The following is a 13317-nucleotide window of genomic DNA, read 5'->3' as shown; positions in this document are numbered from 1 at the left end:
GGTTCACAGAACCAGGCCTTCGAATTATTTCAGAGTAAAGGACTGCCAAACATCATTTAATATCTTACTGTTTTTGGTCCCATAGAATAAATTATCGGCTATCAAATCTATTGTCATAATTTTATTTCCCTTTTGGAATATGTATACTTCATCTCTATATTCAATATCATTTCTTGTATAATAGACAATGTATTTTTTGCATGTAACACCTTTTTCGCTGACTGTTGTATTGGTATTGACCTTATAACCCAAATCCGTCATATTCTCCTCAAGAAATTTAATAAATTCAGTAAATGAATTATCTCCTTTATCAATTACCGTAACTGTCACTGACAATGAATCATTGCCATAATTTTTTAACATATCGGTATCTATATTCTTTTTCCAATTAATAGGGACATCCATGGAAAATATATCACCCGAAACAGTTCTTTTTTTATCCGACAGAACAACTTTATCCGGATCCAATAGTTTACCGACAGTTTTTGCATCAATTTCCCTGATGGTAAAAGAATTGACCATTCCTTCAATTTTCTTCATCAGGTTTGCATTTCTGTAATCCTCCTCGGATACTTCATACCATAACAGATATTTATAATTTTTATCTACAAGAAATATGTCACATCCGTAATGGGTTTCATTCTTATATTTCATTGAATAATAAACTTTATTGCACTTTACTCCATTAATTACCACATTTTCTTTTTTCAGTATTTTATATAATTCAGGATTAAAATAATCGGAATCTTCCTTTTCATAATTTTCTGTTAATGACTCCAGGGTCTCACCCTTATCAAGTGAATATATCTTAACAGAAAAGGAAAAGTCATTTTTACCATAGAAATAAACCCTGTTTTGAATATTATTATCCTTTGATTCTCTCAAATCAGGCAAAAGATCAATTGACCAGTTTAATCCGGTCTCCTGGTATTTTCTGAAACCATCTGCATTAACATCTGATAAGTCCTCGGTGCTTCCATCCTTGCTGAATGTAAGTTTAAAAGACTCAAGGATATTCCCGTACTTTTCATCCGAATAGGATACATTATTTTTGGTTCCGATAACCATGTCATAAATTTTTGTATTGGTAAGGAATACTCTCTCCTGATATGTGTTATAACTGTTCCTATACACAAAATCAAGAAACTCTGTGCCGTTCTTTCTCTTAATCTCATAATCTATAAGAGTGTAATCATACATTTCGTCTAAAATATCATTGGCGATGCTATCCATATCATTTTCTTTATTACGGTCATATATGGAAATTGAAATGAAATATGATTCGTCGGCAGCCACAAATTCATTAGTTGTTCCGTTAAAATTCCGGTATTCCAGTCTCAGGTCATCCGGCAGCTGCATTGACCATTTGTAATAGCTGTCTCCGACTTTGGACTTGTTGGTATCCTTAATAAGTGCACTAAAATCCTTGATACTGTTCGGGTTGGCTATTTCCTTCAGAAAAGTGATTTTTCCGTCTGAGGTTTTTACATCAGCGCCCAAAATATCTGCCAAAGAAGAAATGGATGCCATAAAAGAATTATTTTTTATGTAGGGAGCTGCATCGATAGTTACCTTTTTTCCGGAAATTATGGCTTCCTTTTTCTTTTCAGTAAGTGTAATATCAACGCTGTTATAGGTGATTACTGCGATTTTGGTCTTTAGATCCACTTTAAGAGAGGCTCCAAGAGCATCTGTTATTACCTTTACAGGCAAAAAGGTCTTACCGCCTGTCTGAGTACTGGGTTCGGCTTTAACATTTTTGCCGTTTACCAGATAAGTATCCGAACCGGCTTTGAATGAAACCGATATTTCTGTGGAGCTCTTATCCTCACTTGGCGTATCCGAAGCAAATGCACCAAACTGTGCTAACAAAAAACACAAAATAAAGCTGAAAATTGCAACTGACTTTTTCATTGTGACCTCCCGTAGTTATAAAACTTAGATTATTAACTTAGATTATTAGATTTGGAGTTCATCCAAAACAACAATGATACTTTGTTCGTTTCCATCTCTGCGGATATTGATATTTACCTTGTTACCCGGAAGCAGTCCTTTTAAGGCCTCATTCAAATCCACTGTGGTATTTACCGCTTTGCCGTTCACATTATAAATATAGTCATTTTTTTTCAGCCCGTATTTTTCGGCACATGAGCCGGCTTTAATACTGATGACCTTCAAACCCTTTTTACTGGGCAATCCGTACAAGGCAACATTATCCTCATCATATTCGGCGCCAAGTGTGACCCTTTTTACCATGCCGTATTTATAAAAATGATCGAGTACAAATTGAATTGTATCTATTGGAATTGCATAATTCAAACCCTGGGCATTCAGCGTGGTAATTGAATTAATTCCTATCACCTCTCCCGCCATGTTGACCAGCGGACCACCGCTGTTGCCCGGATTTATGGCAACATCTGTCTGAATGAGCTTATATTCGTAAAAACCGTCGATACTTCTGTTGAGTCCGCTGATTACGCCAACCGAAGCACTGTTCCTATTCTGGAAGGACAAAGGTGTACCGATTGCAATTGCCGTTTTCCCTATAATAATATCCGAAGCCTCTCCGAACTTTGCCGGAAACAGACCGATTTTATCAATCTTGATCACAGCAAGGTCAGCTTTCTTATCAATATACTTGATCCTGGCATCATAACCGCTGCCGTCGGACAATACAACGACAATCCTTGTCATGTCCACTACAACATGAGCATTGGTCAGTATTTCGCCACCTGACTTTATGACGACACCCGTACCCAGGGCAAGACCTTCTGCAGAGCCTTCCTTTGCTTTTGTATTACCTATGATTCCAACAACAGAAGGACTGATTTCCTTAATAATCTCAGGAATAACATCTTCATTTTTATTGGAAATATTAATTGAATTATTGTTTTGAGTTACATTCAGATTCAGGATTTGAGACAGGGCGGCTATATCAACATAAACCGTTTTGCCGACAGTAGCTGTTCCGATATCCTCCGCTTTACCATTGACAGTTACTTTCAGGCTTGATGCACCCGAAACAGTCAAATTTGAAAGTACAAATAAAATCAGAAAAGCAGTAAAAACAATTGATTTAGTTATGGACTTTTTCATATTTACCCCTGTGAAATGTTTTTATCCTAATATATTAACATTTATTCACAGATATTACAATAAGTTTCGCTAAAATGTGTTAAAAAACTGCATTTTTTGTATATTTAGCCAAAAACGCAGTTTCATTTTCAAAATATTTTTATAAAATTCCTTATGACAAAATATATGATGAAGAAGGCTGTTATAGCTGCCCAGAACCGCTTGCTCCTTGGCACAAGCTTCACATGTTTTTTAAAGGTTCCGCACAACAGTTCAATATATGCCAGCAATAAGAGAATAATACCGAATATCGGTACAGGATTATATCTTATAGATCCGGTTATATCCCCCGTCAGAAGATGCTGGACACTCCTGGTGTTCCCGCAGCCGGGACAGTATACATGGAGATAGGTATAGCTGGGACATGCCGGAAATTTTGTTCCCAAAAAAATCAAAGAATCTCTGAAAAAGTATATGAGAAAAACAGCTATAACCGGTAAAAGAATAACCATTATTTTAAAGAATGTGGAATTAAGCTTATTCAGTCTGTTTAGCAAGTTTGCCTCCAATATTACAAAATCCAGATAATTAACGCGTTGTGCCAATTTGTTTAAATTTCGCTTTACCTGTATGATTTTTTTATAACAAATGGTAACTTCCGTACTAACTTCATGAAATAAGAAGCCACCCAAAACAATTGCGAAAATTGCATCGCCTCATTTAAAGCGCTTTTGCCGTCGCTCAAACTCGACATCCTGTCTCGATTTGAAGCTCAAAGCAGCGTCCTGCTGCTTTGCCGGCAAAATCGCTTTACCTTTGGCGAAAATTTTTTGCAATTGTTTTTAACCGTGCTTCTTATTTCATGAAGTTGTCCTCGCGTACCATTTGATTTCAATTAAATCTACCTGTAAAGCTAAACAAAATTTTAACTAGCCCAACGGGTTAATTTACGCTGCCTATGTAATATTATACTTATACAAAATCAAAATGACTGATAATTTTGCTATTCTATTGACATAGTACTGGTTTTTATCAAAAAATTTATACTTTCCCGGACAATAAAAAAGCCGCGCAACCTTTTGACTGTTACCCGGCCTTTTGCCGTCTAGTTTTTCAAGCTGTGCAGCGGAGCAGGAATCCTTCCTCCCCTGTTGATAAACTCACTGCTGCTGAAGGAATTCACCTTCATAACAGGACCCGAGCCAAGCAGACCTCCAAATTCCACCCTGTCACCGATTTTTCTACCCGGGGCGGGAATGATTCTTACCGCCGTGGTTTTCTGGTTCACAACGCCAATTGCAGCCTCATCTGCAATTATAGCAGCAATTGTTTCGGCCGAAGTGTCGCCGGGAACGACAATCATGTCAAGACCCACCGAGCAGACACAAGTCATGGCCTCAAGCTTTTCAAGGGAAAGAGCACCTGAAATCACAGCATCAATCATTCCGGCGTCTTCACTGACAGGAATAAATGCGCCGCTGAGGCCTCCAACATAAGAGGATGCCATCACTCCGCCCTTTTTGACCGCGTCATTTAGCAGTGCCAGCGCAGCAGTAGTACCATGGGTTCCGCACTTTTCGAGCCCCATTTCCTCGAGTATGTGTGCAACGCTGTCACCAATTGCAGGTGTAGGAGCAAGTGACAGGTCAACAATTCCAAAGGGCACATTCAGTCTTCGTGAGGCCTCCTGTGCAACCAGCTGACCCATTCTGGTTATTTTGAAAGCAGTCTTTTTAATTGTCTCTGCCACAACACCAAAATCCTCTCCCTTAACTTTTTCAAGAGCACATTTGACAACGCCGGGACCGCTTACTCCAACATTTATAACACATTCCGGCTCACCAATTCCATGGAAGGCTCCCGCCATGAACGGGTTATCTTCAACTGCGTTGGCAAAAACTACCAGCTTGGCACAGGCCAGAGCTCCGCTGTCGGCGGTGAGCTGTGCCGCATTCTTCACAACCCTTCCCATCTCTGCAACAGCATCCATGTTAATGCCTGCTTTTGTTGAAGCTACATTAACCGACGAACATACCAGTTTTGTTTCGCTCAGAGCTTCAGGTATGGAGGCTATCAGCCTCTTGTCCCCGGTTGTATAACCTTTGTGCACCAGTGAGGAGTAACCTCCTATAAAGTTTACGCCAACAGTCTGGGCAGCTCTGTCCATTGCTTTTGCAAACTTTGTATAATCGGCACTTTCACAGCTTTCGGCTATCAGTGCTATTGGAGTCACCGAGATTCTTTTGTTAATAATGGGAATGCCGTACTCCCTCTCAATATTCTCTCCGGTAATTACAAGCTTTTCCGCATACCTTGTAATTTTGTCATAAACCTTCCTGCAGGAAATATCTATATCGGGATGCGAACAATCTCTGAGTGAAATACCCATGGTTATTGTTCTGATATCCAGATTTTCTTTTTGTATCATTTTTATTGTTTCAAATACTTCAAAAGGACCTAACATAAGCATTCACCTCATATTCTATGCATGGAGTTAAAAATATCTTCGTGCTGTATCTGGATTTTCAATCCAAGTTCGATTCCCTTATTTTCCAGCTTCTCGGAAAGCTCATGGAAGTGAATATTACATTTTGATATATCTACAAGCATAATCATGGTAAATACATCCTGTAAAATTGTCTGAGTGATATCGAGTATATTGACATTGCTGTCTGCTAAAATATTGCTGACTCCCGCAATTATTCCTACCCTGTCCTTCCCAATAACAGTTATAACTGCTCTCATACCTTATCTCCTTTTCCGGCAATTCAAGATACACTAAATTATACTGCTGATATTTTTGCAAAAGTAAATGTACTTATCCCTGCCATTTATAAATTAATTTAAATTAATATTAACCGAAACAACTGTGAGTAAGCTCTGAAAAAAGCCTAATAAATTGTATTATATATCTTTGTTATATAAATATCAATTCCGAACATATGTTTGATTTTTTCTTTTAACTGTGTTATAATTTAATTGAATGGTAAAACTGTTAAGAAACGTTTATTTCTTTTTTTAATGACGTATTAACAGCAAATATTAAAATACACGGAAGAGAATTTTTTATGGATTTACTGGAAAAACTCGGTGTTTTGGCCGATGCGGCCAAGTACGACGTCTCCTGCTCCTCCAGCGGAGGGACAAGGAATAATAAAAATGGAGTTGGGAACAGCCATGCTGCCGGTATTTGTCATACCTGGTCCGATGACGGCAGGTGTGTTTCACTGCTGAAAATTCTTTTATCAAATGAATGCATGTATGACTGCGTATACTGCGTGAACAGAGCCTCGAATGACATTCCGAGAGCCAGCTTTACCGCTGATGAAGTAATAGATCTCACCATGAATTTCTACAGGAGAAATTACATCGAAGGTCTTTTTCTCAGTTCTGCTGTGCTTAAAAATCCCAGCCACACCATGGAACTAATGCTTGAAATTGTCCGCAGGCTCCGGAACGAGCAAGGTTTTTTCGGTTATATCCATATAAAGGCAATACCGGGAGCCGATGAACGGCTTATTCATGAAGCAGGTACGTATGTTGACCGCATGAGTGTGAATATAGAACTGCCTTCCGACAGAGGTCTCGAGGTGCTTGCGCCTCAGAAACCCGTCAAGGCACTGCTGAAACCCATGCAGCAGATCAGCCGGGGTATCATGGAACACAGGGAACCCGGGTTGGGCCGTCAAAAAAATGCTATGGAAAAATCTTCTGATCTTTTTTCCGGTTTCAAAGGTAATTTTCCCGATGACCTTCCCGACAGGGACTTCTCACCAAACAAGCTTTCACGCAGAAATTCCGGCAAGTACTTTGTACCGGCCGGCCAGAGCACTCAGCTTATAGTGGGTGCAACCCCCGACAGGGATTTGAGTATCCTCAAGCTCTCTGAAGCCCTGTACAATAAATTTTCTCTCAAAAGGGTGTATTACTCCGCCTATGTGCCCACTCTGGCAGATCCCAGGCTGCCGGCCATAATCAGGCCTCCCCTGCTCCGTGAGCACAGGTTGTACCAGGCCGACTGGCTGCTGCGATATTACGGTTTCGGAGCCGATGAATTGCTCAGCAAGGCAAATCCGGATTTTGACGTGGAGCTTGATCCAAAAGCAAACTGGGCATTGCACAATCTTCACATGTTTCCCATGGAAGTAAACACAGTTGATTACGAGATGCTTCTGAGAGTCCCGGGCATCGGAGTAAAATCGGCCCAGAGGATTATCACCGCCAGGAGGGTCGGAAGACTTAATTTTGACAACCTGAAAAAAATGGGTGTTGTGCTTAAGCGGGCAGCTCATTTTATCACCTGCCAGGGTAAAACCTATGAAAGCTTCAGCCAAAATGAATATATTGTCAAGGAAGCTCTTGTGTCGGCCAGGCTCCTGCCCCAGGGCAAAAAGGCGGTACCTGGACAGATGTCGCTGTTTTCGACTTTAAACGAAAGCGGGCTGGGAGAAAATATGTCGGACCTGTATTTGTTCAGTTCACCGGAAAATACCAGGGAGTGGCTCAGCTATTACGATCAGCCGCAGGATGGGAGGCTGCTTTTAAGTGATATACATTTATGACGGGACCTGGGATTGTTTTCTTACTGCAATCCATCACTATTATTACGACAGGCAGGCTGTGACAAATATTGAGTCGGCTCTGAGCTACAATCAAAACCTGATTGATGAATATAGGATTATACCGGCCGACAAAACAAAGGCCAAGGCTGTTGAACAGGCAATCTACAATAAAATATCCCTGGAGAGTCTTGATAATATTCAGCGGTGCTTTTTTTCCGAGTTGCAAGGCCGTGAAATGTGGATTTTGAAATATATCAGGCTGGGCTTCAAAATCGGTTTGAAAATTGATTCCATGCTGGGTGACCAGACTGTACTGAATGTACTGGTGCCTGCCAGAAAAGTCGGGATTGAATGCCACAGGCTGTTAGGCCTGCTGCGTTTTGAACTGCTTGAAAACAATATTTATTATGCAAAAATCCATCCCGACCATAACATCATCACCTTTATCTCTCCCCATTTCAAGGAGCGTTTTGCAGACCAGAACTGGATTATTCACGACACTAAAAGGAACCTGGCATCCCTTTACAACACCAAAAGAATGATTATTTCATATATGGATCTGACCAGTATTCCGGAGCTTCATTCAGAAGAAATGAGGTTTCAGGACCTGTGGAAGAATTACTTCAAGCATATTGCCATTAAAAGCAGATATAATCCCAAACTTCAAAAGTCCTTCATACCCAAACGCTACTGGAAAAACCTTACCGAGAAAAAACCGGATAACTGATATTACTTAAATATCATGGCTTTCAAAGGACAGCACTGTAAAAGTGCTTACTGAAATTTGCATCAAAAATCCTTGTTGTAAACCGCACTATTTCAAGTAAGCGCTTTGTGTGCAATCCAGTGATTGTCAAATTTATTTCAGCCTGCTGACCAGTTCCTTGAACACATTTCCCCGCTGCTCAAAGTTCTTGAACATATCAAAACTGGTACTTGCAGGAGATAGGATTACACAATCTCCCGGCACGGCTTCGCTGTATGCTCTGGATACGATTTCCTCATAAGTGCCGCAGTGAATTATCTTCACTTCGCTCTCAATGTCGGTCTGGTGGACATAATTGTTATATGCTTCTTCTATTCTTGGAGCAGTAGCACCTATAAGCAGCAGAACCTTCACCTTTTCGGCTATAATCTGTCCAATCGGATCATAAGGTATTCCCTTATCCTTTCCTCCCGCAATCAATATAACCCTGTTTTTGAAGGTACTGAGGGCAGCTATTGTTCTTGATGGGCTGCTGTCTATTGAGCTGTTGTAGAACTTGACACCGTTTATTTCTCTCACCAGCTCTATTCTATGCTCTACACCTGCAAAACCAGCCGCCACCTTTGCAATGGTTTCAGGCTTTACATAATCAATTGCTGCCGCGGTTGCAGCCATATAGTTTTCAATGTTGTGGACTCCGGGTATTACTATGTCATCGGCATCAACTATTTCAACCTCCCTGCCCTGATCCTTAAAAATTATCTTGTTGTCTCTGAATATTACACCTTTTTCGAGGCCCGCCGCCCTTGAAAAATAAACACATTCTCCTATGGCTTCATCTGAAAAGGACTTTGTTATATCATTGTCGTAATTCAGCACAAGTTTGTCTCCCGCCTGTTGATACAGAAAAATGTTTTTCTTGGCATCTATATACTCCTGCAGTGATTTATGCACGTCCAGATGATTTGGGGATAAATTTGTTATGACAGCGACCGAGGGACTCTCCTTTATGGTCATAAGCTGAAAACTGCTCAATTCAAGGATGACTTTATCGCTTTCCCTGACTTCGTCTATTTTGCTTAACAGAGGAGTTCCGATATTACCTCCCAGCCAGCAGTTATATCCCTCTGCAGATAATATTTTATATATCAGTGTGGTAGTAGTTGTTTTCCCGTCGCTGCCTGTTACTGCAAAAACCTGTGCAGGACACAAATTGAGGAATACTTCCATTTCTGATGTAAGCTCTGCACCTTTGGCAATGGCTTCGGCCAGTTCAGGTACATCCGGCCTCATACCCGGAGTTCTGAAGATCAGGTCAAAACCCTCCAATCTTGATAAATATTCGTTACCCAGGCTATACTTGACAGGAAGCCCCTGGAGTTCAGCGTATGCGTCTTTTAGATTTTCCGAAGTATTTTTATCGAAAGCCGTCACATCCACACCCAAATTTACGAGATATTTAATTAAAGGAATATTGCTGATTCCAATACCCAGCACAGCTACCTTTTTGTCTTTTATGCCATGCTTAAACTGCTCAAGTTTGCCATTCATAAAATTCCTCCTTAAAAAATATTTATTTTCCTATTGATTTACGTAAACATTTATAGTAAAATACATATGCGGTTCAAGTTCACGCGGATATGGCGGAATTGGCAGACGCGCATGATTCAGGTTCATGTGAGAGAAATTTCATGCAGGTTCAACTCCTGTTATCCGCACCAAAAGAGTTTGAAAATTATATTTTCAAACTCTTTTTATTTTAGTAATATAACTAAATCAAAAGTAATTTGACTTTGATACTTTATAATAATTTTATTTTACGTCTGTCAGCCAAAATTAAAGCTGTCGGCGTCCTTTACATAGAAAAACGTCTTTACCGACTTGAAATTGTATTTATTGGCCATAATCATCTGTTCTGTACTGCCAACAAACAGAATTCCCTGTGGGTTCAGAGACATGTTAAATTTCTTGTAGATATCGTTTTTGGCTTCTTCAGTGAAGTATATTAAAACATTCCTGCAAACGATCAGATCCATACCTGTTGGATATGGGTCCCTTAACAGGTTAAACTGCCTGAATTCCACACAATTTTTTACTTCATCCTTAACCCTGTAATTGTCACCCACCATGGTAAAATATTTTTCCTTCATTTCCTTTGGAAGGTTTTCAAGGCTTTTAGAGGTATATATTCCGGTTTTTGCTTTTTCCAGGGCACCCATGTCTATATCGGTGGCAAGTATTTTTATTGAGCTGAGGGGTAACATTTTATTTAAAACCATGACCAGCGTGTATGGTTCATCTCCGGTGGAACACGCCGAACTCCATATGTTTAGCTTTTTATTCCTGCCCAGCAGCAGCGGGAATATTTCCTTTTCAAGCACAGCCCACTGGTCCGGGTTACGGTAAAATTCCGATACATTTATTGTCAGATAATTTATAAACTCTTTAAATAAATCCTTGTTGTCCTTTAATGCCTGAACGTATTCTTTATATGTATCGAAGTTATTTTTCTTTATCAAGGCATCTATTCTTCTCTTCATCTGTTTTTCTTTATAAAGAGTAAGATTTATTTTGGTCATTTTAAGGATTTCCTCTTTAAAACCCTCATAATCCATAATATATCCTCCTAATATTAGTATATTATAAGTATGTATCCATTCATGTTTTTAATGCTGCACTCATTACAATAATAGAACAATATATATTACATTTATTTCCAATACTTAAATAAAAGGATGTACCGAGGTACATCCTTTTATTATGAACAGATTAATAATTATTTATTATCTTCATCTGTTAAGCTTTCACCGATGGTATTGGTCATTTCCTCTTTATGCTCGGTTGGAATTTCTTCACCGGGCTCAACAGCTGCTTCTTCCTTTTTTGCACCAACAGGATCGATAGGATTCACTTCTTTAATGCTTAGGCTGATTTTTTTAGCTTCTATGTCAAGCTCGGTAATTTTTGCTTCAACCATTTGTCCAACCTTCAGAACATCTCCCGGTTTGCCCAAACGTACATTGGAAATTTGTGATATGTGAACCAAACCGTCAACGCCCTGTTCTATTTCCACAAAAGCACCGAATGGTACAAGTCTTACAACTTTTCCGGTTATAACATTACCAACCTCGTATTTTTCAGCAGCCTTGTTCCATGGATTGTCAGCCTGTTTCTTGTAGCCGAGGGAAATTCTCTTCTTATCCCTGTCAAATTCAAGAACCGAAACCACTACCTCGTCTCCAACCTTTACAACTTCTGACGGATGCTTTATTTTATTCCAGGAAAGCTCTGACAAATGGACAAGTCCGTCAACTCCTCCTATATCAACAAAGGCACCAAAATCCATGAGGCTCTTTACAACACCGTTATAGGTCTTTCCTACTTCAATGCTGTTCCAGATTTCGTTTGAAGCCGCTTCCTTGTTCTTTTCAATCAATACCCTTGAAGAACCAACTACTTTTCTCTTCTGCTTGTTTACTTCAATGATCTGTACCTGTAATACCTGTTTTACAAATTCGGAAAGGTCCTTAACAAATCTGTCGCTGATTTGCGATGCAGGAATGAATATCTTCACTCCGCTGGAAATGCCTATTACTCCGCCGTTTACCTTCTCGGTAATTTTAACGGCAACAGGTTTCTTGGTTTCAAATGCACTTTCTATTGTATCCCAGCCTTTGACAGCGTCAACCTTGGTTTTGCTTAAAACAACATTACCTTCTCCGTCGTTAACTCTTACAACAAAAACGTCAATTTCATCGCCAACCTTAAGTGATTTTTCAGGATTAAAGTCCGGATCGTTTGAAAATTCCTGAATCGGAATTATTCCATCTGATTTGAAGCCCAAATCAACAAATACTTCACTTTGATTATATCCGATAATTTTTCCTTTAGTAATCTGACCTGTTGTCAAAGTCACAAGTGAGCTCTCGAACGCATCCGCGAAACTCATTTCAAAATCCTGTTTATCTAATTCACTCATTTTATGAATAACCTCCTTGATTACCCAGTCAGGTGTTGACGCCCCTGCAGTAATACCAATTTTTTTAAATTTTTTTATATCAACCGGTGGAATGTCACTGGCTGTTTGTATTTTGTAAGTTCTTTCACAATTTGATCTGCAGATTTCATAAAGTTTATTGGTATTTGAACTGTTCAGGCCTCCTATGACCAACATCATATCAACTTCTTTTGAAATTTTCTCTGCTTCAACTTGTCTTTTGTCTGTCGCATTACATATTGTATCAAATTTTATAACATTTTCAAACCTTTTATTTAAACTCTTTATAATTTTTTCCCATTTTTCTCGAATAAATGTAGTCTGAGCCACAACACAAATATTTTTTTCCATGTGGGGCAGGCTGTTAACCTGTTCCTCTGTCTCTATTATATACGCAGTATTATCACACCATCCGTTAATGCCAATTATTTCAGGATGTTTTTTATCCCCTATTATTATGATCTGATAACCGTCTTTATATTTCTCACTTACAAGTTTTTGAATCTTTACAACATAGGGACATGATGCATTAACTACTTCCAGGCCTCTTTCCTGCAGTTGTTTTATCGTACCGGGACCTACGCCGTGTGCTCTGATTATTACCTTGGCAGGTCCTTCTGCTTCACCGGGGTTATCTATTGCAACAACCCCATGCTCAGCCAGTTTGTCCACCACCTGTTCATTATGAATTATTGGCCCCAGGGTGTATATTCTCTCATTTGTCTCAGCTGCCAGATCAAAAACAATTTTAACCGCATTATTGACACCAAAGCAAAAACCTGCGGAATCCGCTATAATCAACTCCATAAACTCAACCTCTAAATAATTTATTCCCTTAGTAGTCTGTAACATCTAAATTCATATATTGCCGACGGCTAAATTTCCCCAGGACTGCGTTGTCGAAAAGCACTGCTTCGCAGTACTTCGTTGTAATAAAGCGATTATTCCGCCCTCCTCCGCCTTGTCCTGAAAAAATT

Annotated in this window: 10 protein-coding genes and 1 tRNA gene; 3 read left to right on the top strand and 8 right to left on the bottom strand. The window is 39.5% G+C overall.

Going from position 1 to position 13317, the window contains the following annotated elements; translation table 11 throughout:
• Nucleotides 1-24: 24 nt before the first annotated feature.
• The 5 genes from T344_RS0123830 to T344_RS0123810 form a co-directional block, all read right to left on the bottom strand.
• Entirely contained in the window at nucleotides 25-1914 is a 1890-nt protein-coding gene (locus tag T344_RS0123830; RefSeq protein WP_027630776.1) for a copper amine oxidase N-terminal domain-containing protein, read from the bottom strand.
• A gap of 45 nt (nucleotides 1915-1959) precedes the next feature.
• A complete protein-coding gene (locus tag T344_RS0123825; protein ID WP_027630775.1) occupies nucleotides 1960-3096 on the bottom strand; it encodes a S1C family serine protease in 1137 nt (378 codons plus the stop codon).
• 128 nt (nucleotides 3097-3224) lie between these two features.
• A complete protein-coding gene (locus T344_RS0123820; RefSeq protein WP_027630774.1) occupies nucleotides 3225-3632 on the bottom strand; it encodes a DUF2752 domain-containing protein in 408 nt (135 codons plus the stop codon).
• 548 nt (nucleotides 3633-4180) lie between these two features.
• Nucleotides 4181-5539 (bottom strand): PFL family protein, encoded by a 1359-nt coding sequence (locus T344_RS0123815; RefSeq protein WP_027630773.1) that lies wholly within the window; start codon nucleotides 5537-5539, stop codon nucleotides 4181-4183.
• An 11-nt stretch (nucleotides 5540-5550) separates the two neighbouring features.
• Complete coding sequence (locus tag T344_RS0123810) at nucleotides 5551-5820, bottom strand: ACT domain-containing protein (RefSeq protein WP_004624039.1); 270 nt, start codon at nucleotides 5818-5820, stop codon at nucleotides 5551-5553.
• A 323-nt stretch (nucleotides 5821-6143) separates the two neighbouring features.
• On the opposite strand from T344_RS0123810, the gene T344_RS29220 reads away from it, so the two are divergent.
• Together T344_RS29220 and T344_RS0123800 are read left to right on the top strand one after the other, a co-directional pair.
• Complete coding sequence (locus T344_RS29220; RefSeq protein WP_051572220.1) at nucleotides 6144-7637, top strand: putative DNA modification/repair radical SAM protein; 1494 nt, start codon at nucleotides 6144-6146, stop codon at nucleotides 7635-7637.
• Nucleotides 7621-8364, top strand: a complete 744-nt coding sequence (locus T344_RS0123800; RefSeq protein WP_027630772.1) for a TIGR03915 family putative DNA repair protein — start codon at nucleotides 7621-7623, stop codon at nucleotides 8362-8364. The genes T344_RS29220 and T344_RS0123800 overlap by 17 nt, the downstream gene beginning before the upstream one ends.
• A gap of 132 nt (nucleotides 8365-8496) precedes the next feature.
• Here T344_RS0123800 and murD read toward each other — a convergent pair whose 3' ends face one another.
• Nucleotides 8497-9894, bottom strand: coding sequence for a UDP-N-acetylmuramoyl-L-alanine--D-glutamate ligase (murD, locus tag T344_RS0123795; RefSeq protein WP_027630771.1), 1398 nt, complete (start codon nucleotides 9892-9894; stop codon nucleotides 8497-8499).
• An 83-nt stretch (nucleotides 9895-9977) separates the two neighbouring features.
• Between murD and T344_RS0123790 the strand changes: the two genes are divergently transcribed.
• Nucleotides 9978-10064 (top strand) — tRNA-Leu (locus tag T344_RS0123790).
• Between the two features lie 105 nt (nucleotides 10065-10169).
• Here T344_RS0123790 and T344_RS0123785 read toward each other — a convergent pair.
• Both T344_RS0123785 and T344_RS0123780 read right to left on the bottom strand, forming a co-directional pair.
• Nucleotides 10170-10958 carry a CheR family methyltransferase gene (locus T344_RS0123785; RefSeq protein ID WP_027630770.1) on the bottom strand — a complete coding sequence of 263 codons (789 nt, stop codon included), beginning with the start codon at nucleotides 10956-10958 and terminating at the stop codon, nucleotides 10170-10172.
• 161 nt (nucleotides 10959-11119) lie between these two features.
• The gene (locus tag T344_RS0123780) at nucleotides 11120-13147 is read right to left on the bottom strand and encodes a bifunctional 4-hydroxy-3-methylbut-2-enyl diphosphate reductase/30S ribosomal protein S1 (RefSeq protein WP_027630769.1); all 2028 of its coding nucleotides are present in this window, start codon (nucleotides 13145-13147) and stop codon (nucleotides 11120-11122) included.
• Between the last annotated feature and the right edge of the window lie 170 nt (nucleotides 13148-13317).

The sequence above is a fragment of the Ruminiclostridium cellobioparum DSM 1351 = ATCC 15832 genome, assembly GCF_000621505.1.
In the GTDB taxonomy this organism is placed as follows: Bacteria; Bacillota; Clostridia; order Acetivibrionales; family DSM-1351; genus Ruminiclostridium; species Ruminiclostridium cellobioparum.
The sequence above is the reverse complement of the archived record's forward strand: the minus strand, read 5'-3'. Positions and strand labels throughout refer to the sequence as shown.